The organism is Nonomuraea sp. NPDC001699 (assembly GCF_053596455.1).
In genome coordinates this window covers 1-26078 of sequence record NZ_JBSFGF010000009.1, presented here as the reverse complement: position 1 = coordinate 26078, position 26078 = coordinate 1, and the positions used below count along the sequence as shown (strand labels likewise).

Below are 26078 nucleotides of genomic sequence, written 5' to 3'. Positions count from 1 at the left end.
ACGCCGCTGAGAAGGCTGAGAGGCGTCTCAGACAGTCTCAGGCCGGCCACAGGATGCATGCCGCAGGCTCTGGTCATCGACATACCGTTAAGGAGTGAGATGCGCAGAGGCACGTTCGTGAGGTGGGGAGTCCCGATCGCCGCGGCGGCGTTGATCGGTGGCGCGATCGGAGCGGGCCCGGTGATCGCGGCCGTCAGCGGCGAGCCCGTCCTGCCCGAGCGTTCGGCCCAGCAACTGCTGGCCGACGCCGTGGCGGCGACGAGCAAGGAGGGTGGGGTGCCGCCCATGTCCGGCACCGTGCAGCAGACGGCCTCGCTCGGCCTGCCGTCGCTGCCCCAGACCGGTTCCGAGTCGCCGCTCAGCCTGCTGTCCGGCTCGCACGAGATCAAGGTCTGGTACGGCGGCGCCGACCGGTTCCGGGTGGCCATGCCGACCCAGCTGAACGAGACCAACCTGATCGTCAACGGCGACCAGGGCTGGTACTGGGAGAGCGCCACCAACACCGCCACCAAGTTGACCATCAAGCCCGGCGCGGGCCAGGAGCACCAGCGGCCCACCCCGCCGCCGACCCAGCTCACGCCGGCGCAGATGGCCGAGCAGCTGCTGGCCAAGGCCGACGAGCACACCGCGGTCCGCGTGATCAACACCGCCGAGGTGGCCGGCCGTCCGGTCTACCAGCTCGTCCTGGCGCCCAAGGACGAGGGCTCGCTGGTGCAGGAGGTGCGCCTGGCGCTCGACGGCGAGACCTACGTCCCGCTCCAGGTCCAGCTCTACGCCAAGGGCTCGGCGGAACCGGCCTTCCAGGTCGGCTTCACCCAGGTGACGTTCACGCCACCGGCGCCGGAGAACTTCGCCTTCACCCCGCCCGCGGGCGCCAAGGTGAAGGAGCAGGACCTCAGCGAGCTGGGCGACGTCAAGCGGGCCGAGGAGCACGCCGAGCGGGCCGAGAAGGTCGCGGGCGAGCTCAAGGTCGTCGGCGACGGCTGGACGACCGTGGCCGTCCTGCCGTTCAAGCCGGAGGACCTCACGGGCGGCGCCGGGGCCGGCGACGGCTCGAAGGCCGATCCGGCCGCGCTGGCCGACACCGTCCTGAAGTCGGCCACCCCGGTGAGCGGCACGTGGGGCTCGGGCCGGCTGATCAGGACCAAGCTCGTCACCGTCCTGCTGACCGACGACGGCCGCCTGCTGGTCGGCGCGGTCACCCCGGAGGAGATCACCCAGGCGGCGGGCGTCAGGTGACGACCGCCGTCACGCAGGAAGCGGGGGCGCCCTTCGGGGCGGCCCCGCCCTCCGGGGAGCACGCCATCGTCACGCGCGGCCTGACCAAGCGCTTCCGCGGCGGCCAGGTGGCCGTGGACGCGCTCGACCTGGCCGTGCCGCGCGGCTCGGTCTACGGCTTCCTCGGGCCCAACGGCTCGGGCAAGACCACGACCATCCGCATGCTGCTGGGCCTGATCTCGCCCACCGAGGGGGAGCACTCCCTGCTCGGGCTGCCGCTGCCGCGGGCGCTGCCCCGGGTGGGGGCGGTGGTGGAGGGGCCGGCGTTCTACCCGTACCTGTCGGGCGAGGCCAACCTGATGCGCTTCGACGCCGCCGACCCCACCGCCGTGCGCCGTACCGCCAAGGAGCGCGTCGCCGTCGCGCTCGACCGGGTGGGCCTGTCGGCCGCGGCCGGCAAGCGCTACCGCAACTACTCGCTCGGCATGCGCCAGCGGCTGGCCATCGCCGCCGCCCTGCTCGGCCCGCGCGAGCTGCTGATCCTGGACGAGCCGACCAACGGCCTCGACCCGCAGGGCACCCGCGAGGTGCGCGCGCTGGTCAAGGACATCGCCGCCGGCGGCACCACCGTCTTCGTCTCCTCGCACCTGCTGGCCGAGGTCGAGCAGATGTGCACGCACGCGGCGATCATGCGGGCCGGCAGGCTGGCCGCCCAGGGCACGATCGCTTCGCTGAACGGCGGCCTGGCCACGCGCGTCCGGATCGAGACGCCCGACGTGGCCGACGCCGCGCGGGTGCTCGGCCGGCTGGGGCTGGCCGACGTGCGGCCCGGCGTCGCCGACGTGACGGCCGAGCTGGGCGGCGACGCGCCGGAGCGGATCAACGCCGCGCTGGTCGGCGAGGGGGTCGCCGTACGGGGGCTGGCCGTGCTGCGGCCGAGCCTGGAGGACGTGTTCGTCGGACTGACCGGGGAGGGCTTCGATGTCGACGGCTGAGACGCGGGCCACTGAGACGCGGGCCACTGAGACCCGCCGGGGACGCACGCCCGGATTGGTGCCCGTCACCGAGACGCTGCGCACCGCCGAACGGCGCATCCCGGACGCGGACCCGGCCCTGACCGCCGCGGAGGCCGTGGAAGGCACGGGCCAGGGCTCCACGCCGGACGCCGCCGACGGGCCGAGGCGGGCGAGGGGGGCGTTCTGGCGGCTGCTCGGCTCGGAGCTGGGCCTGACCTTCCGCCGCCCGCGCAACCTGATGATGCTGGCCGTGCTCGCCTCCGTGCCGGCCGTCCTCGGCCTCGCCCTGCGCGCGTTCGGCGGCGGCGATTCCGATGGGATGGGCGGGTTCATCCAGAACGTGGCGGGCAACAGCCTCATGCTGACGTTCGTCGCCTTCTCGTTCCTCGTGCTGCTGCTCATGCCGGTCGCCGTCAGCGTGGTCGCGGGCGACTCGGTGGCCGGGGAGGCGGGCGGCGGCACCCTGCGCTACCTGCTGGCCGCGCCCGCCGGACGCACCCGGCTGCTGGCCGTCAAATACCTCAACGCGGTCGTCTTCGCCTACGCCGTCACGGTGGTGGTGGCGCTGTCGGCGCTGGTCACCGGGCTGATCCTGTTCCCGGTCGGGCCGGTGACGCTGCTGTCGGGCACCACCATCTCGATGGGCGAGGGGCTGCTGCGCATCCTCGTCGCCGTCGGCTACGTCGGGGCGGGCATGGCGGCGCTGGCGGCCGTCGCGCTGGCGTTGTCGACGTTCACCGAGGTGTCCATCGGGGCCGTGGCCGCCACGCTCGTGCTGGTGATCGTCTGCCAGGTGCTGCGGGCCTTCCCCGAGCTGAGCGCGGTGACGCCGTATCTGCTGCCGACCAGGTTCACCGGCTTCGACGCGGTGCTGCGCAGCCCGATGGACCTGTCGGCGCTGCGGGACGGGCTGCTGGCCTTCGGCGCCTACATCGTGCTGTTCTGCTCGATCGCCTGGGCGCGCTTCTCCGGCAAGGACATCACGTCCTGACCGGGAGGCGCGTCCCCGGCCGGGTTCCTCGCCCGGCCGGGGACGCCGCGTTCCGGGGTCAGGCCGCCCGGCGGCGCAGGCCCAGGGCGCCCACGACGACGCCGATGATCCCGACGACCAGCCCGGCGCCGCCCAGCAGGCGGGCCGTGCCGTCGGAGGCCGACGCGGCCGCCACCGGCGCCACCGACGGGCCCGTGGCGGCGACCGGCGCGGCCGAGGCCGGCGTGCTCGCGGCGGAGTGCTCGTCACCGCCGGAGGCCGGGACGAGCTTCAGCGTGGGGACGGGGTGCTCGGCCTCGGTGCCGTCGGACTTGGGCGCGTCGGCCCACTCGACCACCTCGCCGCCCGAGTACGTCTGCTTCGTCGGGAATGCCAGCGAGTCGACGTCCTTGGGCAACTGGCCCATGGACACCTCGAACTCCTGGAACTCACCCGGGTTGATCTTGCCGCCGGACCACACGACCGTGGTGACGGCCTCCTCCAGGTCGCCGTACTCGGTCTTGACCGGCTTGGGCAGCTTGCCCTCGGTGACCTTGACGTCCCAGCCGGGCACCGGCTTCACCGACACGAACGCCAGCGGATGGTCGGTGGGGAAGCTGATCTGGACCTTGGTCGTCGAGGCGTTGTCGCGCTCGTTGGGCACCCGGAAGGCCACCTTGGTGAACCCGCCCTGCTCGGCGGAGCCGGGGGTGATGGACACGTGGGCCAGCGCGGGCGCGGCCAGGGCGGCGGTGAGGGCGGTGGCGGCGGCGAGCACGGTCGCCGCACGACGGACGAAGGACATGACGGAACTCCACTTCGGATGACAGGGGTCTAAGGGGTGTCAGCAGGTCAGGCGGGAAGTGGAGGACCACGCCTGGCCACCCGGTGCCGGAACCCCGGCTGCGGGGGGACCACCCTGGTGTGCACGACCGGCACGCCCGGCCGCACGGCGGGCACGACCGCGAGCAGCAGCGGTGGCACGAGCCGCAGCCCGAGACGGCGCAGCAGGGACCACAGCGCGATCTCGCCGCGCGACAGCCACCAGCCGGTCACCAGGGTCGCCGTGAGGTGCGCGAGCAGCATGCCCGCGTTGACGGCCAGGCCCTGGCCGTGACCGTGCTCGAAGACGTAGGAGGACGGGCTGCCGCCCGCGAACAGCTCGTGCAGGCCGAACTGCGCCACCCCGAGCACGATGTTGATCGTCGCCGCCGACCGTTCCCGGCCGGACAGCGCCAGCCCCAGGCCGGACACCGCCGCCAGGCCCAGCGCCGCCGCCAACGGCCCCGGACGCCCGCCGCCGCCCACCACGTGGGCGAGGGCAGCGAGGGTCACGCAGACGGCGGCGAAGGCGGCCGTCCGCGCGAGCCGGAGGGGAAGTCGCGCACGCATGTGTGCCACATGGTCTCACGGGGCGCGGTCGAGCGAGACCCCTAGTTCTGAGCCGGCCAATGCCTGGTCTGAAAATGGCATTTGTCGCTAGGGTCGTGCCGAGCGCGTCGACATTTGAGGGTGAGAACGTTGCGGCACTTAGCAGGTTTGCTCATCGGCGTCGTGGTCACGGTGGCCGTCCTGGGCGGTGGCGGATGGGCCGTGCAGCAGGCCCTCGCCAGTGCGGCGACGACACCGCCGCCGCCCGACAACCAGAAGATGTGGATCGCCCTGGGGGCCATGGCCGCCGTCGGGCTGGTCGTGGGTCTCGTGGTGGCCGGCCGGATCTCGCCGCTGGCCACGTTCGTGCCCTCGATGGTGCTGCTGGCCTGGACGGTCGTCTACGCCCTCGACACCGGCAGGGCGCTGTCCCTCATCCCCGCCGAGCTGTCGGTGAACCAGATCGTCAGGGACGCCGGCGCCGGTGACAAGATCCTGCTCACCACGGGCGTGCTGGCCCTGCTCGGCGTGGCCCTGTTCATCCCCGTGCTGATGCCCTCGCGCTGGTCACGCCGGCACGACGACCTCGACGACGACGACTACGAGACCTCGCCGGAGGGCGGCTACTACTGACCGCCGGTGTAGAGCCTGGTCACCACGTCCTCGATGGTGGTCTGCTCCGGGGCCGTGGCCATGAGTTCGGCCAGCGTTCCGTCGAAGGTCAGCCGGCCGTGGTCGATCAGCATGATCCGGCGGCACAGGCGCTCGATGTCGCCGAGGTCGTGCGTGGTCAGCAGCACGGTCGTGCCGCGTTCGGCGTTCTGCCGCTGGAGGAAGGCGCGGATGCTCGCCTTGCTGACCACGTCGAGGCCGATGGTGGGCTCGTCCAGCACCAGGATGTCGGGGGCGTGCAGCAGCGCCGCGGCCAGGTCGCCGCGCATGCGCTGCCCCAGGCTGAGCTGGCGCACCGGGGTGCGCAGGAAGGCGCCGAGGTCGAGGGTCTCGGTCAGCTCGGCCAGCCGGGCCCGGAACGTTCCGCGATCTACTTTGTAAAGGTGCCGGATCAGTTCGAAGCTGTCCTGGAGCGGCAGGTCCCACCACAGGGTCGTCCGCTGCCCGAACACCACGCCGATCCGGCGGGCGAGCGTGGTGCGCCGGCGCGAGGGGTCGAGCCCCGCCACCCGCACCGAGCCCGAGGTGGGGGTGAGGATGCCGCACAACATCTTGATCGTGGTGGACTTGCCCGCGCCGTTGGGCCCGAGGTAGCCGACGAACTCGCCGGCCGGCACGCTGAACGACAGATCGCGCACGGCGTGCACGACGGTGCGCTTGACCTTGAACGAACGTCCCGCCTGCAGCAGCTCGATCATCCCTAACTCCCCGTCGATCGGTAGTGCCTGATGCCCTGCCGCCAGGCCGCGGCGGCGGCCAGCGCGAGGACCAGCGCGGCGGCCGGTCCGAGGAACCGCATGAACCCGGGCGTGCCGAACGGGTCGTCCCGGCCCAGGACGTAGAGGCCGGGCTGCCAGTTGACGAACGCCAGGGGCAGCGCGTACGTGATGCCGCGGACCAGGTCGCGGGCGTAGATGCTGAGGGGGTACTGGTTGAGCTGGTAGGTGCCGTAGGTGAAGGAGTTGGCCACCTCCGGCGCGTCGGTCAGCGCGAACTGGAGCGCGCCGGCCAGCGTCCAGAGCGCGGCGAAGATGACGATGCCGGTGACGATCATGACGGGGATCATCCAGGCCCGCCGCCAGTCGAGGCCGAGCGCGGCCACGGCGTAGGCGAGCACGGCCACCGCCTGGACGACGCGGCCGATCCTGGTGGGGACGAAACGGTCGGCGGCGATCTGGATCCAGGCCGGGACCGGGCGGATGAGGAACGTGTCGAGCGTGCCGGCCTTGATGTGCTGGCTGATGCGGTCGAGGTTGCTGACGAAGGTGTCGCAGACGGTGAAGGCCAGGCTGGACGTGCCGTACAGGAACAGGACCTCCTCGCGGGTGAACCCGGCCAGGGCGTCGGTGTTGGCGAAGACGACGAGGATGGCCGCGACGTCCATCGCGCCGGTGGCCAGGCCGAAGACGAGCATCAGGATGAAGGAGGCACGGTAGGAGGCCGCGGCGCGGGTCCAGGTCCAGGCCAGCAGGAAGTACGTCCTAACCACCCTGGATCACCACCTTGTGGCGGACGAGGCGGGTGGCCAGCAGGCCGAGCGCGAACAGCGTCGCGGCCCAGAACGCCTGGAGGGCGAGCGTCTGCCCCACGGGAGCCTTGCCGAGGTAGAGGTCGGCGGGCGCCTGGACCATGGAGGCCCACGGCAGGGCTCTGACCAGTTCGCCCAGCAGGCCGGGGAACAGGTGGAGCGGGAGCATCATGCCGCTGAAGAACGTGGTCAGGACCAGGGACACGACGGCCACGCCGCGGTCGTCGGCGAGCCAGCAGACCGACAGGGCGACGAGGTAGCGCCAGCCGAAGCTGATCAGCACGCCGATGAGCAGGCCGGCCAGGACCCCCGCCCACCGGGTGGGAGAGGTGGGCGCGGTGACGCCGAACAGGGCCGCGCCGAGCAGCAGCGGCGGGATGCCGCGCACCAGGAACAGGTACGCGGCCCGGCCCAGGTCCTCGGCGAGCGTCCAGAGCTGGAGCGAGGCGGGGCGGACGAGGTCGAGCGCGATGTCGCCGCTGCGGATGCGTTCGGGGAGGGGCAGGCCGCCGCCGAACAGCATCATCGGGCCGATGAAGGCCTGGGTGACGAAGCAGTAGGTGACGGCGTCGGTGACGTCGTAGCCGGCCAGGCCGGGGCGGGCCTGCCACAGGGCGATGAGGACGTAGGCGCGCAGGATGCCGAACACGCTGTTGGTGAACGCGCCGGCGAGCGCGGCCCAGACGTAGACGGCGTGTTTGCGGAAGCCGTACCGGACGAGCCGGGCGTAGAGGGGAATCGTGGCACACCTCCGAAGAGTGAGGACATGTTTACCGAACGTGTCCGAGCCCGTGCACGGGTCTGCCTGGCGGAAGTCTGGAATTATCCGCCGGAGGCCCGGCGGTCCGCAACGAGATAAACGCCGGCGGCCTGCGCCGGTGGGGACGTGCGGTGCAGGGCAGGGGAGCGGGGACGACGTCGCACGAGCCGCCGCCACGGGCGGGCGTGCGCGTCGAGGGGCGTCGGGGCGCGTCGGCGGGGAGCTTCGCGTAAATCCGGAATATCTGGAGAAGGGATGAGATCCCTACTGGCCGGTAGACCGAGGGCGTTTCGGGAACATAAGGGGTGGAGGACCGTGATGCGCATCAACCAGGACGTAGCACCCGACTACCCCTTGAGCTGGCAGGCCCGGGCCCTGACCTCGGTCATGTGGGGCACCCTGAAGCCGGCCTCCACGGTGCTGATGCGTCATCCGCTGGCCCTGATCGGCGCGGCCGCCCTGGGCGAGCTGACCCGGCTGATGCCCATGCACCTGCCCGAGCACGCCGTCGTCGCGCCGGCCGACGGGCCGGAGTGCGGCGGCGAGTGGGTCCGCGCCGGGCCGGGCGTGGACGAGCGCAAGGCGCTGCTCTACTTCCACGGCGGCGGCTACTTCTCGTGCTCGCCGCGCACCCACCGGCCCATCACCTGGCGGCTGTCGGCCGTGGCCCGGCGGCCGGTGCTCGCCCTGGACTACCGGCAGGGCCCGGTGCATCCGCTGGCCGACTCCCTGGCCGACGCGCTGGACGCCTATGAGTGCCTGATGCGGAACGGGCACGCCGCCGAGGACATCATCATCGCCGGGGACTCGGCGGGCGGTCACCTGACGCTGGCCACCCTGCTGGCCCTGCGCGACCGCGGTCTGCCGACGCCCGCCGCCGCGATCTGCCTGTCGCCGTGGGCGGACCTGACCGACATCCCGCGCCGGGCCAACCGCTGGCAGGACCCGATGCTGCCGGCGGGCCGGGTGCGCTGGCTGGCCCGCCACTGGACCTGCGGGCTCGACCCGTGGGACCCGCTCGTCTCGCCGGTGCACGGCGACTTCACCGGGCTGCCGCCGCTGATGATCGTCACCGGCTCCACGGAGGTGCTGCGGGACGAGGCGCGGCGGGTGGCCGAGCGGGCGCGCATGGCGGGGGTGCCGGTCAGGTACGAGGAGTGGCGGCGGATGCCGCACGCGTTCCCGATCCTGGCCGACGTCCTGCCGGAGGCGCGGCTGGCCTTCCGGCACATGTCGGCGTTCCTGGAGGCCGTGGCGGCCCGGGCGGCCCGCGCGGCGGCACGGGCGGCGGCTCGGGGGGATTCGGCGGCGGCCTGACTGGGCCGGGCGTGTCGGGGTAGCTTGGCCTGATATGTCGCAGCTTGGGGTTGTGTGCTGAGGAAGGCGTCCAGGCCTTTGCGGTGGCCTTGCCCGTCAATCCCGCTGTAAGGTTAGGTATACCTAACTAACACATGGGGGCTGAAGTGATGGCTGACAAGCCCACGGACCACCATCGGGGCGTCGTCCTGCGGACCGAGCGGCTCTCCCCGCACATGATCCGCGTCGTGGTCGGCGGCGACGGCCTGCGCGACTTCGCCTGCCGCGGGCTCACCGACCATTACGTGAAGCTCGTCTTCCCGCACGAGGGCGTGGAGTACCCCGAGCCCTTCAGCGTCAAGCACGTGCGCGAGACGATGCCGCGCGAGTTCTGGCCGCGTCTGCGCACCTACACCGTGCGCGCGTGGGACCCCGACGCCCTTGAGCTGACCCTCGACTTCGTCCATCACGGCGACAAGGGCCTGGCCGGTCCATGGGCCGCCACGGCCGTGCCCGGCGACGTCGTGCTCTTGCTGGGCCCCGGCGGCGGCTACGTGCCCGACCCCGAGGCCGGCTGGCACCTCATGGTGGGCGACGAGAGCGCGTTGCCGGCCATCGCGGCCTCCCTGGAGACGCTGCCCGAAGGGGCTCTCGCCCACGTCCTGCTGGAGGTGGACGGCCCGGAGGACGAGCTGAAGCTCGGCACGGCCGCCGACGCGCGGATCACCTGGCTCTACCGGGGCGAGCGGCCGGTCGGCCGGGCGCTGGTGGAGGCGGTGCACGCGCTGGAGTTCCCCGAGGAGGACGTGCACGCGTTCGTGCACGGCGAGGCCGGTTTCGTCAAGGAGCTCCGGCGTCACCTGCGGCTGGATCGAGGCGTCCCGATGGCGCGGCTGTCCATCTCCGGCTACTGGCGCCTCGGCGTGGACGACGAGGGCTGGCGGGCGGTCAAGAACGACTGGAACCGCGAGGTCGAGGCCGACGAGGCCCGCGCACTGGCCTCCTGACTCCCTTACGGTCGAAAGCTCGCCCACCACAAAAAGCCACTTCAGAACGTTCCACCCCAGCCCTTACTCACCCTCCGGGCATGAACGTCTTACCTCCGATACCCCTTGCGCAAAACGCGCGAAAAGGGCCCCCGGATCTCGCCACAGTGTGCCTTGCCGTGTCCCACACAGGAGAGGCGAGGCCCGGATGGCGCGTGGTGCGAGCGACATGCCTTCTGGCGTGCGACCGCTTACGGTGGGCGACCCGGTCGTCATCGGCCGGTACCTTCTCCTCGGCCGTCTGGGGGCGGGCGGGATGGGGGTGGTGTACCTGGCCGAACACCCACGAGGGGGCCTGGTCGCGCTCAAGACGCCGCATCCGGTGCATCTCCACGATGCCACGTTGCGGGCGCGTTTCGCCAAGGAAGTGGCTTTCTCCCGCAGATTGGTGCCCTTCTGCACCGCCGCCGTCATCGAGGACGGAACCGACGGCGATCACCCGTACCTGGTCACCGAGTACCTCCCGGGGCCCGCGCTGTCGGAGGTGGTCAGGGCCGCCGGAGCGCTCACGCCCGACCTCGCCTACGGCGTCGCGCTCGGGGTGGCCGCCGCGCTCGTCGCGGTGCACGAGGCCGGTCTGGTGCACCGCGATCTCAAGCCCGGCAACGTGCTGCTGTCGTCCAGGGGGCCGCGGGTCATCGACTTCGGCATCGCCTGCGACGTGGACACCCACGCCGCCCACACCCGGGCCGGCCACATCATGGGCAGCCCCGGCTGGGTGGCGCCCGAGCGGCTGACCGGCGGCCCGGCGCTGCCGCCCTCGGACGTGTTCGCCTGGGGCTGCCTGGTGGCCTTCGCCGCGAGCGGCCACCATCCGTTCGGCGGCGGCGGGACGGACGTGCCGGCCCGGCGCATCCTGTTCGACCCGCCGCGCCTGGACGGCGTGCCTGCCCTGCTGCGCCCGGCCGTCGAAGCGGCGCTGGCCAAGGACCCGGGCTCCCGGCCCCGGTCGGCCGACCTGCTGCGGGCGCTGCTGGCGTCCGGCGGTGTGGGCGATCCGTGGGACCTGCGCCAGGCGGTCGGCGACGTCCTGGACGGAAGCTGGGCCGAGGTGCCGTACCCGGCGGGGTCCCCCGTCACGCCGGCCGGGCCCAGGCGCAGGAGCAGGGCGAAGGCCGGAGCACACCTGTCGCACGCCGGCCTCGCGGCGCTGGCCACGGTCTCCCTCGCGGCCGTCACCGTGATCGCCGCCTCGGGCGGGGACGCCCTGAGCCTCGACGGCGGCTCGCCGGCGCCCGATCCCGTGGTCGTGCGGCCGTACGTCAGCGTCCGCTCCACCGAGCGGTCCACCCTGACGCCCACCGGCGCCCGGCCGTCCGTCCACGTGGGCGATCCGGGTGGGGAGGAGGCCGGTCCCTGTGCCGGACCGGCCGGTCGCCGCCGCGGGGCCGGGGGCCCTCACTGCCCGCGGCCGTCGGTCTCGATCAGCACGATCCCCCAGGACGGCCCCGGCGAGTGGCCCGGCGGGTGGCCCGACCCGGCCACCCCGACGGCCACCGGAGCGTCCTGACCGCGCATGCCTCATGATCGAGGTGAGCGGAGGAGGTGTGGTCTCTCCACCGCACCCGAGAGCGAGGCCGTACATGAGCTACTACGACATAGAGGGCAACCCCATCAGCCCGGCACGGGCGCAGGAGCTGCTGGCCGACCGCGCCGGGCGGACGATCGGCGACGACCGCGTCGGCACCGCCGCGGGAACGTTCCGCGTCCGCACCCTGCACCTGGTGCTCGACCAGGCCGACGGCGGCACGGTGCCGCTGCTGTTCGAGTCGACCGTACGACTGTCGCCCCCCGGCGCCGATCCAGGGACGGGCGGCGAGGAGGTGCTGAGCCTGCACTGGTCCACCAGGCAGCAGGCCGAGGACGCGCACGCCCAGCTCGTCCGCGACATCACCGAGCGGCAGGACCTGCCGTCCTGGGCCCGGGAGGGCGGCTGAACGCACGGCAGGCAGGAAAGGGGGCCGCGCCGGGCTGGGGGAGCCGGCGCGGCCCTTCGCCGGGGGAACCATCCCATGCCCTGGAGGTGGCCGGCGAGATCGCGGGATCAGTGGTGGAACTGCTCCTCTTCGGTCGAGCCCTTGAGCGCGGTCGTCGAGGAGTCGGGCGCGACGGCCGTGCTGACCAGGTCGAAGTAGCCGGTGCCGACCTCGCGCTGGTGCCTGGTCGCGGTGTAGCCGCGGGCCTCGGCGGCGAACTCGGCCTCCTGGAGCTCGACGTACGCCGTCATGCCGTCGGCGGCGTACCCCTGGGCGAGGTCGAACATCGAGTAGTTCAGCGAGTGGAACCCGGCCAGCGTGATGAACTGGAACTTGTACCCCATGTGCCCCAGCTCGCGTTGGAACTTGGCGATCGTGGAGTCGTCCAGATGCTTCTTCCAGTTGAACGACGGCGAGCAGTTGTAGGCCAGCAGCTGGTCCGGGTAGCGGGCCTTGATCGCCTCGGCGAACTCGCGGGCCACGTCCAGGTCCGGCGTGCCGGTCTCCATCCACAGCAGGTCGGAGTACGGCGCGTAGGCCAGGCCGCGGGCGATGCAGGCGTCCACGCCGTTGCGCACCCGGTAGAAGCCCTCGGCGGTGCGCTCGCCGGTGGTGAAGGCCTGGTCGCGGGCGTCCACGTCACTGGTCAGGAGCGTCGCGGCCTGTGCGTCGGTCCGCGCGACGATCAGTGAGGGGACGCCGCACACGTCGGCGGCCAGCCGCGCGGCGTTGAGCGTCTTGATGTGCTGGCCGGTCGGGATCAGCACCTTGCCGCCCAGATGGCCGCACTTCTTCTCGGAGGCGAGCTGGTCCTCCCAGTGCACGCCCGCGGCACCGGCCGCGATCATGCCCTTCATCAGCTCGAACGCGTTCAGCACGCCGCCGAACCCGGCCTCGGCGTCGGCCACGATCGGCGCCAGCCAGTGCGGCGCGTCCGGCGCGCCCTCCGACCAGGTGATCTGGTCGGCGCGCAGCAGCGCGTTGTTGATCCGGCGCACGACGGCGGGCACGGAGTTGGCCGGGTAGAGGCTCTGGTCCGGGTACGTCTGGCCGCCGAGGTTGGCGTCCGCGGCCACCTGCCAGCCGGACAGGTAGATCGCCTTCAGGCCGGCCCTCACCTGCTGGACGGCCTGGTTGCCGGTCAGCGCGCCGAGGGAGTTGACGTAGTCCTCGGTGTGCAGCAGGTCCCAGAGCCGCTCGGCGCCGAGCCGGGCCAGCGTGTGCTCCTCCTGGACGCTGCCCCGCAACCGCACCACGTCCTGCGCGCTGTAGGTGCGCTCGACCCCCGCCCAGCGAGGGTCGTTGTGCCACTTGTCCTGCAGCTGCTCCGCAGCTCCCTTGAGGCGATCGTTCATCGTTCGCTCCTTTGTCGTCCCCTGGGGCTCACCTCGATCATCTGCCCGGAGAGCCGGTGTCAACAGGCTCCACCTGGAAGAAGAACGTCCAAAGTTTCTGGTGTGTGCATTACTCGCGGGTATTCAACTGAGAAGAAAACGCAAGTTTTCCTGTTGGACTAGACCACTCGCTCTCTGGAACCGCACCCGGCTCTCGCGTCCCGCTGCGGCACGCCCCGAGTGCCCAAAGGCTAGAAAATGGGCCGAATTTCTGTCTAAGATGCCTTCATGGCGTCCCTGCTAGGCGAAGAACCGCTGTCTTTGACGCAGGAGCTCGATCTGCTCGCGTTCGGCCAGCGCCTGCGCCACCTGCGCAAACAGCGCGGCCTCACCCTGTCGGACCTGGGCTCGCGCGTCAGCAGGGCGCCCAGCCAGCTGTCGCTGCTCGAGAACGGCAAGCGCGAGCCCAAGCTCTCGCTGCTCAAGTCCCTGGCTACCGCGCTGGGCGTCCCCGTCGAGGAGCTGCTGCGCCGCCAGCCGCCCAACCGGCGCGCCCAGCTCGAAATAGCGCTGGAGGAGGCGCAGCGCGACCCCATCTACGCCGGGCTCGGCCTGCCCCGGCTCAAGGTGTCCGCGCGCGTGCCCAACGACGTGCTCGAACACCTGCTCGGCCTCTACGGCGAGCTGCGCGCCCGGCAGGCCCGCGGCACCGCCACGCCCGAGGAGGCCAGGGCCGCCAACGCCGAGCTGCGGCGCAGGCAGCGCGAGGTGGGCAACTACTTTCCCGACATCGAGAAGGCCGCCGCCGAGGCGCTCGACGCCGTCGGCTACCGCACCGGTGCCCTGTCCCAGAGCACGATCCAGGGCCTGGTCACGCACTTCGGCTACACCGTCCACACCGCCCAGGACCTGCCGCGCTCGGTGCGTTCCATCACCGACCTGCGCAACCGGCGCATCTACGTCAAGCACGAGCAGCTCGGCATGCACACCCCGCGCACGATCCTGCTCCAGACGCTCGGCCACCTCGCGCTGGGCCACGGTAAGCCGCGCGACTTCGCCGACTTCCTGCGCCAGCGCACCGAGGCCAACTACTTCGCCGCCGCCGTGCTCGTGCCCGAGCGGGCCGCCGCCCCCTACCTCCAGGAGGCCAAGGCGGCGCGGGCGCTGTCGGTGGAGGACCTGCGCGACGTGTTCGCGGTCTCGTACGAGATGGCCGCCCACCGTTTCACCAACCTGGCCACCCATCACCTCGGTCTCGTCTGCCACTTCGTGCGCAACGACGCCGGCGGCACCATCTACAAGGCGTACGAGAACGACGGCATCGTCTTCCCCGCCGACGAGCAGGGGGCCATCGAGGGGCAGCGGATGTGCCTGCAGTGGTCGGGGCGGCAGGTGTTCGCCTCGCCCGACCGGTTCTCGGTGTTCTACCAGTATTCCGACTCGCCCACCGGCACCTATTTCTGCGTCGCCCACGTCGATCCGTCGCGGGAACGGGACTTCGCCATCACTTTGGGGGTGCCGTACCGGGAGTCGCGGTGGTTCCGGGGCCGCGAGACCACCAACCGCACCAAGTCCGGCTGCCCCAACGGCGACTGCTGCCGCCGTCCGCCCACTGAGCTGGCCGAACGCTGGGAGGGGTACGCCTGGCCGTCCGCGCGGGCCAACTCGCACATCCTGGCCGCCCTGCCGCCAGGGTCGTTCCCGGGCGTGGACGAGGCGGACGTCTATACCTTCCTGGAGCGCCACGCGACCCTCGCATAAGCTGACATGCGGGGGCAACGGGGGAGGTGTCGCACATGCTGCCTGATGTGCGGAAATGGTGGCATCGCCGAACGTCGTGTGCCGCGGACTGGCCGCTGCCCGATCTCGTGGCGGCCAAGGGGAGCACCACGGTGAGCGTGGTCCTCCCGGCCCGTGACGAACGGGAGACCGTGGGGGAGATCGTCGAGGTCATCCGGCGCGAGCTGGACGGCCTCGTGGACGAGATCGTCGTCATCGACTCGTGCTCGGCCGACGACACCGCCCGCGTCGCAGCCCGGGCCGGGGCCGCCGTGCACGCCCAACGGGACATTCTGCCCGAACTCGCACCGCTGGAGGGCAAGGGCGAGGCGCTGTGGAAGTCGCTGGCGGTCACCTCCGGCGACGTGGTGGCCTTCGCCGACGCCGACATCAGGCACTTCCACGCCTCGCTCGTCGCCGGGCTGCTCGGCCCGCTGCTCACCGATCCCACGGTCGCCTACGCCAAGGGCTGCTACGACCGTCCGCTGAACGGTGCTCCCACCGGCGGCGGCCGCGTCACCGAGCTGGTCGCCCGTCCTCTGATCAACCTGCACTGGCCGGAACTGGCCGGGTTCGTGCAACCGCTCGCCGGCGAGTACGCCGGCCGCCGCTCGGCCCTGGAACGCGTGCCGTTCCTCACCGGGTACGGGGTGGAGCTCGGCCTGCTCATCGACCTGCTGGACCTGGCCGGGCTCGACGGCCTGGCCCAGGTGGACCTGGGCTCGCGCGAGCACGCCCCGCAGTCGACCGAGGCGCTCGGCGGGATGGCGGCCCAGATCATGCTGGCGGCGTGGTCGCGGCTGCGGCGTCAGGGGAAGATCGAGGGGCGGCATGTGCCGGGGGTGGAGCTGGCGCAGTTCCGCCGGTGCGAGGGCGGCCACGACATACTGACCCGCCATGTCGCCATCGGCGAACGCCCTCCGATGCTCACCCTGCCCCGCCCGTCCGGCCCCTGACCGCCTCGCAAACACCCACGAGCCGCCCAGGGCGGTCCTTCACCCGCGCCGGGCCCTTCGTTCATGGGAGCTTCGGTCGGTCGGGGCTACTTGAGGGCTGCGGTCACGAAGGCGGTGAGCTGGTCGCGCAGGGCGTCGTGGTCGTCGGCCTCGTCGCCCAGGATGATCCGCCCGAGCTGCGGCATCATCGCCGGGAACAGGGCCAGCCCGGTCAGCGTGAACAGCGTGCGCGCCGTCGCCTCGGACGGCTCCTCGCCGCGCCCCTCGGCCAGCGACGCCGCCTTGCGCGCGCACCGCTCGACCCGCGCCTCCTGGCCGGGCAGCAGCTCCTGGCCGCGGTAGTTGAGCGCCTCCCACATCAGCAGCCGCACCAGGTCGGGGTGGCGCCGGTAGTAGTCGGTCAGCCGGGCCACGTAGTCGACGGGGTCGGCGCCGGGCAGAGCGATCTGCGACGTCAGGTCGTCGAGCGCCTCGTTGATGACGGCGTCGAACAACTTCTCCTTGTTGCCGAAATGCCCGTAGATGCGCTCCTTGTTGACGCCGGCGCGTTCCGCGATGCGATCCACGCGCGCCCCCGCCACGCCGTACGCGGCGAACTCCTCGCGGGCGGCCTCCAGCAGGGCGGCCCGGGTGGCGGCGGTCGAGACCTTGGGTGACATGCCTTCATTCTGCCACGAACAACTAGTTGGTTGTAAACCAACTATCTAGTTGACGTCCAACTAGTTGGTTGGCTACCGTCCTCTGCCATGGCACTGACTCTTCCCCGTACGGAGGCCGCCCCGGCCGTCCGTACCGACTACGCCCGTTTCGGCCGCACCCTGTTGGCGTTCACCCTCACCGCGGTCCTGTGCAGCGGGCAGTTGTACATCGTGATCCCCCTGCTGCACGACATGGCGACCGGCTGGCACACCTCACCCGGCGGCCTGACCTGGCTGGTCACCGCGTTCGGCGCCGGCTACGGAGTCGGGTTCCTGGTGTTCGGCCCGCTGTCCGACCGGTACGGCCGCCGCCGCCTGCTGATGGCCGGCCTGCCGCTCGCCGCCTTGACCAGCGCGCTGGTGGCGTTGAGCCCGAACCCCGAGATGGCCCTCGTGCTGCGGGCCGTGCAGGGGGTGGCGGTGGCGATGTTCCCGCCCGCCGGCATGGCGTACCTGGCCGAACGGCTTGAGCCGCGGCGCCGCGTGGTCGCCATCGCCGCGGTGACCGGCGCCTTCCTCGCCTCGGCCGTGTTGTTGCAGGTGGCCGCGCAGGTGCTGGTCGAGACGGTCGGCTGGCGGGGGCTGTTCCTGCTGTCGGCCGCCGGATTCGCCCTCGCCGGGCTCGGCCTGCGCGCGGTCATGCTGCCCGATCTGCCGCGCGAGTCGGCCGGGTCGCTGCTGTCGGCCTACCGGGCGGTGCCCGGTCTGCTGTTCGACCGGGTGCTGGCGTTGCGCTACGTGGCCACGGTGATGCTGATGGCCGGGTTCGTCGCCGTCTACACCGGGTTGCAGATCTACGGCGGCACATCACCCGCCGGCCTGCTCACGCTGCGCGCCTCCGGGCTGCCCTCGATCGTGCTGATGCCGGCGCTCATGCCGTGGCTGGCCCGGATCCCCACCACGGCCAGGGCCACCGCGTTCCTGGTCATGGGCGGGCTCGCCCTGGCGGCCGTCGCGTTCACCGGAGCCGGCGCGCTCGGCCTGGTGCTCCTGCTGGCCGTGTACGTCGCCAGCATCACCGGCGGCCTGCCCAGCATGAACGAGGCCATCTCCGCCCAGGCCGGACCGGCCCGCGGCACGGCGCTCGCCCTGTTCTCCTTCGCCCTCGCCGTCGGCGGCAGCGTCGGCCCCCAGCTCGCGGCCGCCTTCGGCGGGTTCAACCCGCTCGTGTACGGCCTGGCGATCGGCATGGGCGTGGCGGCCCTGGCCGTCCTCGCCTCCGCCCGCCGCCCGGCCCCCACGGGACACTGACCCGGCGGGGCCGGTCAGGGGATCGTGACCAGCCCGCCGAGCGACAGATCGGGGCGATCGACACGCACATCGGGCAGCAGCCACGATGTGTCGATCGCCACCGCGTCGTTGAGGGCCCGCGCCAAGGGGTTGAGCGCGCCGAGCAGCGGTTCGCAGCCGCTGCCCATGGAGTGGGCCAGCGAGCAGAGCCACATCGCGACGTCGTCGGTCTGGCCGTTGAGGTTGAACCGGGCCCGGAACGTCGCGCTCACCGGGTCGTAGGCGTTGTTCGCGTTGTTCAGGGCGAGCGGCGCGGCGTCGAGGAACGTGCCGATGGAGGCGCGCTGGCGTACCAGCAGGGTGGTGAGGTGGGCGAGATCGCGGGAGTTGGCGGCGATCTCACCCCTGTTGTCCTCGACGAAGTCCGCGACCTGCGTGAGCGTGGAGGACAGCTCGCGCAGCACCGCGCGCAGCTCCTCGCGCTCGCCGTCGAGCTGCGCCGACACGCCCGCCAGGTCCTTCATGAACGCCCGGATGCGCGCGTCGTCGCGGGCCATCGCGCCGGTGATCGTGGCGAGGTCGCGCACCGTGCGGGCCAGGTCGTCGCCGTCTCCCGCCAGCACGGAAGCCGCGTCGGACAGGCCGCGCACGGTGGCGCCCACCGTCTCGCCCTGGCCGCCGAACGTGCCCGCCGAGACCCGCAGCAACCGTGCCAGCGCGCCGCGCTCGCCCGCCCCGCCTGGCCGTGGAGAACCCGGCGGGGCGAGGGCCGCGGCGAGCTGGTCGTAGCCGCGTAACGCCTCGTCGATCTCGACGGGTGAGCGGGTCTCGCGCAGCGTGCCGCCGTCCTGGAGCACGGGCCCTCCCCGGTACGGCGGCGTGAGCTGCACGAACCGGTCGGCGATCAGCGACCGTGCGACGATGACGGCCTGCGCGTCGGCCGGGACCCTGCGCCCGGCGTCGAGGGTCAGCTCCACCCGGACCTTCGCGCCCGCCGGGCTGACCGCGGTGACCCGGCCGACCCGCACCCCGAGGACGCGTACGTCGGAGCCCGGATACAGCCCCACGGCGGCATCGAACCAGGCGATGACCCGGACGCCGGCGACCGGCCTGAGCAGCAGATATCCCGCCGCCAGCGCGAGGACGGCGAGAAGTGCGGCGAGCCGGCGGTCCATCGGCCTTCCTCGATCGACTTGGGCGTACGGTGGCCAGAACATTACCGTGAGTCGCCGAACCCTCGCACCTTCCGGCCGGGCCCTACTCGCCGGTAGGTTGTTACCAACGGTAACCATGGAACGGCCAGGGAGTGGACGCGATGACCGGGTTCTGTCCGGAGCTCAGTGACGACGTGATCGAGGTGCGCGACTGGGTTCACGCGTTCGCCCGCGACGTGATCCGCCCCGCGGGCGCCGAATGGGACGAACGCGAGGAGACCCCCTGGCCCGTGATCCAGGAGGCCGCCAAGATCGGCCTGTACTCGCTGGACTTCTTCGCCACCCAGTGGTTCGAGCAGAGCGGCCTGGCGCTGCCGGTGGCGTTCGAGGAGATCTTCTGGGGGGACGCCGGCATCGGCCTGTCCATCGTCGGCACCGGCCTGGCCGCCGCCGCGCTGTCCGCGAACGGCACCCCGGAGCAGATGGGGGAGTGGCTGCCCCAGATGTTCGGCACGGAGAACGACGTGAAACTCGGGGCCTTCTGCGCCTCCGAGCCCGACGCCGGCTCCGACATCGGCGCCATCCGCACCCGCGCCGTCCACGACAACGGCGACTGGGTGCTGAACGGCGTCAAGACCTGGGCCACCAACGGTGGCATCGCCGACGTCCACGTGGTCGTCGCCTCGGTGGACCCGTCGCTGGGCACCCGCGGGCAGGCGAGCTTCGTCGTCCCGCCCGGCACGCCCGGCCTGTCGATGGGGCAGAAGTTCCGCAAGCACGGCATCCGCGCCTCGCACACCGCCGAGGTGATCCTGGAGGACGTGCGCCTGCCCGGATCGTGCCTGCTGGGCGGCAAGGAGAAGCTGGAGGCCCGCCTGGCCAAGGTCCGCAACGGCGAACGCGCCGGCGGGCAGGCCGCGATGCGCACGTTCGAGACCACCCGCCCGTCGGTGGCCGCGATGGCCGTCGGCATCGCCCGCGCGGGCTTCGAGTACGCCAGGGACTACGCCCGCGAACGCGAGCAGTTCGGCCGCCGGATCGGCGACAACCAGGCGATCGCGTTCCTGCTCGCCGACATGGCGACCCGCGTCGACGTGGCCCGCCTGCTGACCTGGCGGGCGGCCTGGATGGCCCGCAACGGCAGGCCGTTCGAGCAGGCCGAGGGGTCGATGTCGAAGCTGGTGGCGGGGGAGACGGCGGTGTGGGTGACCGAGCAGGCGATCCAGATCCTGGGCGGCGCCGGCTACACCCGGGAACACCCCGTCGAGCGATTCCACCGCGACGCCAAGATCTACACCATTTTCGAGGGCACGTCGGAGATCCAGCGCCTCATCATCGGCCGCGCCGTCACCGGCCTCCCGGTTCGCTGAGAACTTCGCACGTCAGATGGGAGTGGTGTGCCGCAGGTCCATCACCGCGGCACACCACCGCGCACGAGTTGTCCGCCGCCTCAGCCAGGGCGACGGACGCGAGCACGTCACCCCGACCAGCGAGCGCATACGCACGGTCACCCCGGGCGGGCAGATCGCTGATGCGGTGCCCGCACCTTCGTCAGGCACTGTTGCATGGTCTTCAGTCGCGAGCCCGTGATCGGGCAGACCCGGATCTCGCGGCCCTCCTCGTCGAGGACCTTCCTGCGCCCCAAGGGGCGGTCGAGTGTGACGGCCACGTCGACGGCCCCGACGCCCGTGTCGAGGCGGGCGCGCGGCCACAACTCCTCCCGCCACTTCTCCAGCAGCGTGCGCTCGGATGCCGGGCAGACATTGCGAATCATCACCCGGACCCGGACGACCGTCTCGGACTCGACAGCTTGGGCTTCGTCGGTCTTGAGGCATTTCGTGGGGATCGCCCGGCTGACCGCCTGCATGATGAGGACCCGTCCTTCCACCTCGACCGTGTCGATCTGCCCGGGAAAGGGCGGCTCGGCCGGCCGCGACTGCCGTAGTCCAGCCACCATGGAGATGGCCACGGCCAACACCAGGACGCAGCATGTGCGCCACAGAAGGGACGGGCCCAAAAGGTTCATTTCTTGTGGATGTCCTTGCCGACGGCCTTCATCACGTCATGGATGTCGGTGAAGTAATTGACGCAGGTGGACTGTACGGGGTTGTTGTCGAGGCTATTGTTGCCGCCCTTGATCGTGCAGCCGATGTCGGTGACCTCGAAGCGGCAGATCTGACCGTTGGACCGGGCGTCCGGGCCGGCTTCTGCCACCGAGGAAGATGGTGGGATCGTGGTCCGGCTTGCGGTGGGAGCGACGATGTGCCGGTACCGCGGGATGGGGTGGTGGCGTCGGTGCGATCCGAAGTCTGCGCCGCGAGCCTGTCAGCAGGGTTGGAGGGCGGGCAGGTGGCCTTCGAAGTAGGCGGCCGGGGTGACGCCCATCAGCGTGCGGAACTCGGCCGTCATGTGGGACTGGTCGTAGTAGCCGGTGGCCGTGGCCAGGTCGGCCCAACGGGGGCCGTCGGCACGAGCGAGGGCGAGGGCTTGACGGACGCGTTCGATGCGTTCGTAGCGTTTGGGCGACAGGCCGACGGCGTCGGCGAAAAGGGCGCGCAGGTGGCGTTCGCTGACGGCGAGGTGGCGGGCGATGGCGGGCAGCGGTTCGCGTCGCTCGCGCGCACGACCGCGCAGCGCTTGGACGGCGGCCTGGACCAACTCGGCCCTCACCCCGTCCGCCGAGGTCCTGGCCGACAGCGCGGCCTCCAGGTGCTTGAGTGCCAGGCCGTCGTCACCGCCCACGTACGCCAGGGCGGCGTCCAGCGGGTCGGCGGAGGCGCCCCACAGTTCCCTGAGGGGGACCACCCGGTCCACGACCTCGCTCACCGGGACGCCGAGCAACGGCCGGGTGGCGCCGGGACGCAGCCGCAACCGCAGGCAGAACGGGAGGTCCTTGCCGACGTGGTACGAGGCGCGCGTGCGCGGGCCGATCACGAGCAGGTCGCTCCGCCCGGCGGAGGTCGTACGGAAGATCAGGGATGTGTCGGGGTCGGGGAGGTGCACAAGCGGCGGCCGCTCACCCGCTGCGGGATCGTCCGCCCTCAGCACGCTCACCGCCTTGACGAGCGACCGCAGACCGTCCGGCACGGTCTTCGAGACCTCGATGCTCATGACCACACGGTAGCCGGGCCACGAGATGCGCGTGCGTGCCGAAAAGTCCTATAAGGGCTGGTGGGCAGGGTGACAGGGTGGGGCGCATGATTGTTGTCACAGGTGCCACGGGCACGGTCGGCGGTGAGGTGGTCCGGCTGCTGGCGGGCCAGGGTGAGCGTGTCCGGGCGATGACGCGGACGCCGTCGAAGGTCGAGGCGTTGCCGGGGGTGGAAGTCGTCCAGGGGGATTTCGACGATCCTGGGTCGTTGGCCGCAGCGGCGCGCGGTGCCGACGCCATGTTCCTCCTCAGTGCCCCGGGCCCGTGGCTCGCTCGGCATGACGAGGCGATGGTCATGGCGGCGCAGGCTGCGGGGGTGCGGAAGGTGGTGAAGGTCTCGGCCATCGGCACGGGAGAGGAGCATGGGGGTGCCAGAGTCGGGGACTGGCATCTGGCCGGAGAGCGGGCGTTGCGCGCGGGTGAGCTGGAATGGACGATACTGCGGCCGTCCAGCTTCGCCTCCAACGCCTTGAGGTGGGCTCCCCAGGTCCGGCAGGGGCAGCCGGTGCCGAACACGACGGGCAAGGGCAGGCAGGGGGTCGTCGATCCGCGGGACGTGGCCGAGGTGGCGGTGACGGCGCTGACGTCCGACGAGCACGTACGGACCGTCCTCACGCTGACCGGGCCCGAACTGCTCGGCGTCCGGGACATGGCCAAGGCGCTGGGGGAGACGCTAGGGCGGGCCGTCGAGACGATGGACCTGCCACTGGAGGTCTACCGCACGCAGCTGATCGCCGCCGGGGTGGATCCCGAGTTCGCCGACGTCGCGGTCGACGGCTCCCGGCTGGTGGCGCGGGACGGCAACGCCCGGCTCACTCGTGACGTCGAGCTGGTGCTGGGACGTGGTCCCCGTACGTTCCTCACCTGGGCGGCCGATCACAGCGCCGCCTTCGTCTCCGGCTGACACCGGCGCCTGAGGACCCGGGCAACCGGGAAACGCTGCTGCCAGTGACTCCGTCGTAGGGGTGGCGTGACTCCTGAACGGTCACCGCCACCCGTCTTCAGCGTGAGTTCGCCATTCACGTTCCGAAGGCGGCGATTACTTGAGGAACTGGAAGATGAACGGCGCGACCAGCCCGATCAGGGCCAGCGCCTCGGTGAGGACGAAACCGAGAAGGATGTTCTGGCGGATCAGTGGATACGCCTCGGGCTGACGGGCGATGGCCTGCACACCCTGTCCGAAGATGATGCCGACCCCGATGCCGGGGCCGATCGCGGCGAGGCCGTAGCCGATGGCGGTGATGTTGCCGGAGACTTGAGCGAGTACTTCCATTGCGCCGCCTTTCTGGCGTCCGATGAAGCAGTGTGTCGCTGGTCTTGCTGCCATTCCAGCGCGTGGACGCGAGAAAGAAAATATGGCGTTTCTCTAGTTTCTCCGCAAAATGCTCGTCGATCAACGTACTGGACAAATCTATCTATATGGTGAAGGTTCTTTCCGTGCGCCCGGTGCGGGCGCACGGAAAGGACGGGTTCAGCGGGTTTCCCTGCCTTCGATGGTCGCCTTGAGCGTGGTCGTCGCGGCGCGGGCCTTGGCCGCCGGGCGGGCGGTGTCGGGGCCGGGCAGGTCGCGGCTGTAGGCGTAGACGACGGCCGCCGTGGCGATCGCGCCGGTGTTCAGCGCGAGCGCCTTGTCATTGATGTTGGCGGTGGTGTCGCAGGCCTGGTGGTAGCAGGGGTCGTAGGGCTGTCCCGCGGTGCCGCCGAAGATCGCGGCCTCCTCGGGCGTCTTGATGCCCTCGGCGCCGGTGAACACCCCGCCGGAGGGGATGCCGGCCTCGATGAACGGGCCGTAGTCCGAGCGGCCGTCGAAGTCGGTGCCGTTGTGCCCCTGGTGCAGGAGGTCGAAGTACTTCTCGTAGAGCTTCTCGATCTCGTCCGATCCGGGCGGGCCCGCGGGGGCGCCGACGCCGTCGGAGTCGTCGCCGTCGTAGATCTTGAAGGCGTAGTTGGTGGAGCCGAGCATGTCGTAGTCCATGAAGAGCTTGATCTTGGACAGCTCTGCCGCGGGCAGGGTCTCCACGTAGTGGATCGAGCCGAGCAGGCCCAGCTCCTCCGCGGTCCACCAGGCGAAGCGCAGCCGGTTGCGGGTCGGGATCTTGCCCAGGGCCTCGGCGACGGCGAGCGTGGCGGCGGTGCCTGAGCCGTCGTCGTTGATGCCGGGCCCGGCCGGGACGGAGTCGAGGTGGGCGCCGGACATGACGACCTTGTTCGGGTCGCCCCACTTGGAGTCGGCGATGACGTTGTAGGTGGTGCGCATCTCGCTGACGGTGTCGGTCTTGATGTGGATCACGCCGCCGGTCGTGGCCAGTTCCTGGCCGACGTCGAAGCTGGTGCCCAGCACCGGGATGGTGACGGGCGTGCCGAGGTTCCCGCGCAGGGTCGCGGTGCGGCCCGGCTGGCCCTCGTTGAAGACGATCACCGCCACGGCCCCCGCGGCCTTGGCGTTGTTGGCCTTGACCACGAAGTCGCAGGTGCCGCGCTGCAGCAGCGCGATGTTGCCCGGCGTGAACCCGGCGAAGTCGGCGGCCTCGCACCCGGAGTTGGAGGTGCTGGGCGTCGGGCCGGGCGGCAGGACGAGGTCGACGTTCTGCAGGGACGCGGTGACCTCACCGCTCCCGGAGTACGTCATGGTGGCGAACTCGCCGACGGAGGACCCGTCGGGCGGGGTCGGCGTGAAGACGCGCGGGCCGGGGGAGACGCGCTCCATGAGCGCCGTCGACTTCTCCTCGAAGTAGGCGATGTCGAAGGGCTGGAGGGTGACGTTGTAGCCGGCCTTCTTGAGCCTGCCGACGACGTAGTCGCGCGAGGCCAGGTGACCGCTGGTGCCGGCGGCGCGGTTGCCGTTGTTGGCATTGGCGATGTTCTGCAATGCCTGCAGGTGTTTCTTCACCGCGGGGGCGGTGACCGACTCGATCAGCTTCTTCTCGGCCGGCCCAGGCGTGGGTTCCGCCTGGGCGGCGGCCGGGAGGAGAGCCAGGGGCAGGGACAGTGCCGCGGCCGTCGCGAGGACGCGGAAGGTGCCTCTGCGCAGGGTGATGCGCATACAAGCTCCTCGAACTCAGATAAACAGGTGTCTTTCCCGATTCAGCGGCCCAGGAGAATACATAAGCCGACAAATCAACCTGTGGGAAGAATCTGAGTCGTCCGATGTCGGACAGGAGTTTCCTGTAACGGGAGGGGCCTCGCGCCGTCCGCTACCAGCCCAGCTCGTCGCAGCCCTGATGGTCGACCGGCTCCACCTGCAGCGTGGCGTGCGCGATGTGGTGGCGCCGTCGCAGCACGTCGCGGGCCCGGTCCAGGACGGCGTGGTTGTCGCCGGGCTCGGCGGTGACCAGGTGGGCGGTGGCCACGTTCATGCCGGACGTGAGCGTCCACAGGTGCAGGTCGTGCACATCGCGCACGCCCTCGACGGCGGCCAGGTCGGCCGCCACGGCGGCGGCGTCGACGCCCTCCGGCACGTGCTGCCCCAGGACGGCGAAGACCTGGCGCCCCAGCGAGACGGCGCGGACGGCCACGAACACGCCGATGGCCAGCGCGACGACGGTGTCCCAGAACGCCTGCCCGGTGGCGGCCACCAGCCAGCCGGCCGCGATGACGCCGACCGAGCCGGCGGTGTCGGCCACCACCTCCAGGTAGGCGCCCTTGACGTTGAGGCTCTCGCCGGCCCCCGAGCGCAGCAGGAGCAGGGCCACGAGGTTCACCACGAGGCCGACGGCGCCGACGACGAGCATCGGCCCGGAGGAGACCTCGGCGCCCGCGCCGATGCGGCCGACGGCCTCGATCACGACGTACAGGGCGACGCCGAGCATCAGCACGACGGCCAGCAGCGAGGCGAACACCTCGGCCCGGTAGGAGCCGTAGCTGCGCCGGCCGGTGGTGTCGGGGCGGCCGGCGATCCTGGTGGCGACCAGGGCCGCGCCGAG

27 protein-coding genes are annotated in these 26078 nt (G+C 71.5%); 13 read left to right on the top strand and 14 right to left on the bottom strand.

Features of this window, described 5'->3' with window-relative positions; translation table 11 throughout:
* Positions 1-99: 99 nt before the first annotated feature.
* The 3 genes from ACWCSU_RS26560 to ACWCSU_RS26550 are packed head-to-tail and all read left to right on the top strand — an operon-like array spanning position 100 to position 3225.
* A complete protein-coding gene (locus ACWCSU_RS26560) occupies positions 100-1239 on the top strand; it encodes a LolA family protein (RefSeq protein WP_449938441.1) in 1140 nt (379 codons plus the stop codon).
* Positions 1236-2213 (top strand): ATP-binding cassette domain-containing protein, encoded by a 978-nt coding sequence (locus ACWCSU_RS26555; RefSeq protein WP_449938439.1) that lies wholly within the window; start codon positions 1236-1238, stop codon positions 2211-2213. The genes ACWCSU_RS26560 and ACWCSU_RS26555 overlap by 4 nt, the downstream gene beginning before the upstream one ends.
* Before the next feature lie 58 nt (positions 2214-2271).
* Positions 2272-3225, top strand: coding sequence for an ABC transporter permease (locus ACWCSU_RS26550; protein ID WP_449938436.1), 954 nt, complete (start codon positions 2272-2274; stop codon positions 3223-3225).
* 58 nt (positions 3226-3283) lie between these two features.
* Here the strand turns inward: ACWCSU_RS26550 and ACWCSU_RS26545 are convergent, their stop codons facing one another.
* Together ACWCSU_RS26545 and ACWCSU_RS26540 are read right to left on the bottom strand one after the other, a co-directional pair.
* Entirely contained in the window at positions 3284-4009 is a 726-nt protein-coding gene (locus tag ACWCSU_RS26545) for a YcnI family copper-binding membrane protein (RefSeq protein ID WP_449938434.1), read from the bottom strand.
* A gap of 47 nt (positions 4010-4056) precedes the next feature.
* On the bottom strand, positions 4057-4596 hold the full coding sequence (locus ACWCSU_RS26540) for an MFS transporter (protein WP_357696017.1): 540 nt from the start codon (positions 4594-4596) through the stop codon (positions 4057-4059).
* A gap of 129 nt (positions 4597-4725) precedes the next feature.
* Here ACWCSU_RS26540 and ACWCSU_RS26535 point away from each other — a divergent pair, with 129 nt between their 5' ends.
* Positions 4726-5208 carry a hypothetical protein gene (locus ACWCSU_RS26535; protein WP_364104140.1) on the top strand — a complete coding sequence of 161 codons (483 nt, stop codon included), beginning with the start codon at positions 4726-4728 and terminating at the stop codon, positions 5206-5208.
* On the opposite strand, the gene ACWCSU_RS26530 is transcribed toward ACWCSU_RS26535, so the two are convergent.
* The 3 genes from ACWCSU_RS26530 to ACWCSU_RS26520 are packed head-to-tail and all read right to left on the bottom strand — an operon-like array spanning position 5202 to position 7424.
* Positions 5202-5945 carry an ABC transporter ATP-binding protein gene (locus ACWCSU_RS26530; RefSeq protein WP_357696021.1) on the bottom strand — a complete coding sequence of 248 codons (744 nt, stop codon included), beginning with the start codon at positions 5943-5945 and terminating at the stop codon, positions 5202-5204. The two genes, ACWCSU_RS26535 and ACWCSU_RS26530, sit on opposite strands and share 7 nt — an antisense overlap.
* A 2-nt stretch (positions 5946-5947) precedes the next feature.
* Complete coding sequence (locus ACWCSU_RS26525) at positions 5948-6736, bottom strand: ABC transporter permease (RefSeq protein ID WP_449938431.1); 789 nt, start codon at positions 6734-6736, stop codon at positions 5948-5950.
* Positions 6729-7424: an ABC transporter permease gene (locus tag ACWCSU_RS26520; protein ID WP_357696025.1), complete on the bottom strand. Its 696-nt coding sequence runs from the start codon at positions 7422-7424 to the stop codon at positions 6729-6731. The genes ACWCSU_RS26525 and ACWCSU_RS26520 overlap by 8 nt, the downstream gene beginning before the upstream one ends.
* A gap of 429 nt (positions 7425-7853) precedes the next feature.
* On the opposite strand from ACWCSU_RS26520, the gene ACWCSU_RS26515 reads away from it, so the two are divergent.
* The 4 genes from ACWCSU_RS26515 to ACWCSU_RS26500 all read left to right on the top strand — a co-directional run bounded on the left by ACWCSU_RS26515 (position 7854) and on the right by ACWCSU_RS26500 (position 11814).
* Positions 7854-8852 carry an alpha/beta hydrolase gene (locus tag ACWCSU_RS26515; protein ID WP_357696027.1) on the top strand — a complete coding sequence of 333 codons (999 nt, stop codon included), beginning with the start codon at positions 7854-7856 and terminating at the stop codon, positions 8850-8852.
* 149 nt (positions 8853-9001) lie between these two features.
* A complete protein-coding gene (locus tag ACWCSU_RS26510; RefSeq protein WP_449938427.1) occupies positions 9002-9838 on the top strand; it encodes a siderophore-interacting protein in 837 nt (278 codons plus the stop codon).
* Between the two features lie 220 nt (positions 9839-10058).
* The gene (locus ACWCSU_RS26505) at positions 10059-11387 is read left to right on the top strand and encodes a serine/threonine-protein kinase (RefSeq protein ID WP_449938425.1); all 1329 of its coding nucleotides are present in this window, start codon (positions 10059-10061) and stop codon (positions 11385-11387) included.
* 73 nt (positions 11388-11460) lie between these two features.
* On the top strand, positions 11461-11814 hold the full coding sequence (locus tag ACWCSU_RS26500) for a hypothetical protein (protein WP_357696032.1): 354 nt from the start codon (positions 11461-11463) through the stop codon (positions 11812-11814).
* 107 nt (positions 11815-11921) lie between these two features.
* On the opposite strand, the gene aceA is transcribed toward ACWCSU_RS26500, so the two are convergent.
* Positions 11922-13208 carry an isocitrate lyase gene (aceA, locus tag ACWCSU_RS26495; protein ID WP_357696034.1) on the bottom strand — a complete coding sequence of 429 codons (1287 nt, stop codon included), beginning with the start codon at positions 13206-13208 and terminating at the stop codon, positions 11922-11924.
* 267 nt (positions 13209-13475) lie between these two features.
* On the opposite strand from aceA, the gene ACWCSU_RS26490 reads away from it, so the two are divergent.
* Complete coding sequence (locus ACWCSU_RS26490; protein WP_364104120.1) at positions 13476-14948, top strand: helix-turn-helix domain-containing protein; 1473 nt, start codon at positions 13476-13478, stop codon at positions 14946-14948.
* 35 nt (positions 14949-14983) lie between these two features.
* On the top strand, positions 14984-15922 hold the full coding sequence (locus ACWCSU_RS26485) for a glucosyl-3-phosphoglycerate synthase (protein WP_357696038.1): 939 nt from the start codon (positions 14984-14986) through the stop codon (positions 15920-15922).
* Between the two features lie 86 nt (positions 15923-16008).
* Here the strand turns inward: ACWCSU_RS26485 and ACWCSU_RS26480 are convergent, their stop codons facing one another.
* Positions 16009-16581: a TetR/AcrR family transcriptional regulator gene (locus tag ACWCSU_RS26480; protein WP_357696040.1), complete on the bottom strand. Its 573-nt coding sequence runs from the start codon at positions 16579-16581 to the stop codon at positions 16009-16011.
* A gap of 87 nt (positions 16582-16668) precedes the next feature.
* On the opposite strand from ACWCSU_RS26480, the gene ACWCSU_RS26475 reads away from it, so the two are divergent.
* On the top strand, positions 16669-17871 hold the full coding sequence (locus ACWCSU_RS26475; RefSeq protein WP_357696042.1) for an MFS transporter: 1203 nt from the start codon (positions 16669-16671) through the stop codon (positions 17869-17871).
* Between the two features lie 14 nt (positions 17872-17885).
* Here the strand turns inward: ACWCSU_RS26475 and ACWCSU_RS26470 are convergent, their stop codons facing one another.
* Positions 17886-19025 carry an MCE family protein gene (locus ACWCSU_RS26470; protein ID WP_449938420.1) on the bottom strand — a complete coding sequence of 380 codons (1140 nt, stop codon included), beginning with the start codon at positions 19023-19025 and terminating at the stop codon, positions 17886-17888.
* 140 nt (positions 19026-19165) lie between these two features.
* On the opposite strand from ACWCSU_RS26470, the gene ACWCSU_RS26465 reads away from it, so the two are divergent.
* On the top strand, positions 19166-20374 hold the full coding sequence (locus ACWCSU_RS26465; protein ID WP_449938418.1) for an acyl-CoA dehydrogenase family protein: 1209 nt from the start codon (positions 19166-19168) through the stop codon (positions 20372-20374).
* 137 nt (positions 20375-20511) lie between these two features.
* On the opposite strand, the gene ACWCSU_RS26460 is transcribed toward ACWCSU_RS26465, so the two are convergent.
* The 3 genes from ACWCSU_RS26460 to ACWCSU_RS26450 form a co-directional block, all read right to left on the bottom strand.
* Positions 20512-20973 carry a hypothetical protein gene (locus tag ACWCSU_RS26460; protein ID WP_449938416.1) on the bottom strand — a complete coding sequence of 154 codons (462 nt, stop codon included), beginning with the start codon at positions 20971-20973 and terminating at the stop codon, positions 20512-20514.
* 53 nt (positions 20974-21026) lie between these two features.
* On the bottom strand, positions 21027-21218 hold the full coding sequence (locus ACWCSU_RS26455; RefSeq protein ID WP_449938414.1) for a hypothetical protein: 192 nt from the start codon (positions 21216-21218) through the stop codon (positions 21027-21029).
* 111 nt (positions 21219-21329) lie between these two features.
* Positions 21330-22115: a helix-turn-helix domain-containing protein gene (locus ACWCSU_RS26450; protein WP_449938412.1), complete on the bottom strand. Its 786-nt coding sequence runs from the start codon at positions 22113-22115 to the stop codon at positions 21330-21332.
* 86 nt (positions 22116-22201) lie between these two features.
* On the opposite strand from ACWCSU_RS26450, the gene ACWCSU_RS26445 reads away from it, so the two are divergent.
* Positions 22202-23059: an NAD(P)H-binding protein gene (locus ACWCSU_RS26445; RefSeq protein ID WP_449938410.1), complete on the top strand. Its 858-nt coding sequence runs from the start codon at positions 22202-22204 to the stop codon at positions 23057-23059.
* Between the two features lie 135 nt (positions 23060-23194).
* Here the strand turns inward: ACWCSU_RS26445 and atpE are convergent, their stop codons facing one another.
* The 3 genes from atpE to ACWCSU_RS26430 form a co-directional block, all read right to left on the bottom strand.
* On the bottom strand, positions 23195-23428 hold the full coding sequence (atpE, locus tag ACWCSU_RS26440) for an ATP synthase F0 subunit C (protein WP_357696054.1): 234 nt from the start codon (positions 23426-23428) through the stop codon (positions 23195-23197).
* A 198-nt stretch (positions 23429-23626) separates the two neighbouring features.
* Positions 23627-25198: a M28 family metallopeptidase gene (locus ACWCSU_RS26435; protein WP_449938407.1), complete on the bottom strand. Its 1572-nt coding sequence runs from the start codon at positions 25196-25198 to the stop codon at positions 23627-23629.
* Between the two features lie 151 nt (positions 25199-25349).
* Positions 25350-26078 (bottom strand): cation diffusion facilitator family transporter (locus ACWCSU_RS26430; RefSeq protein ID WP_449938405.1); only part of this gene is annotated, 729 nt, incomplete at its 5' end.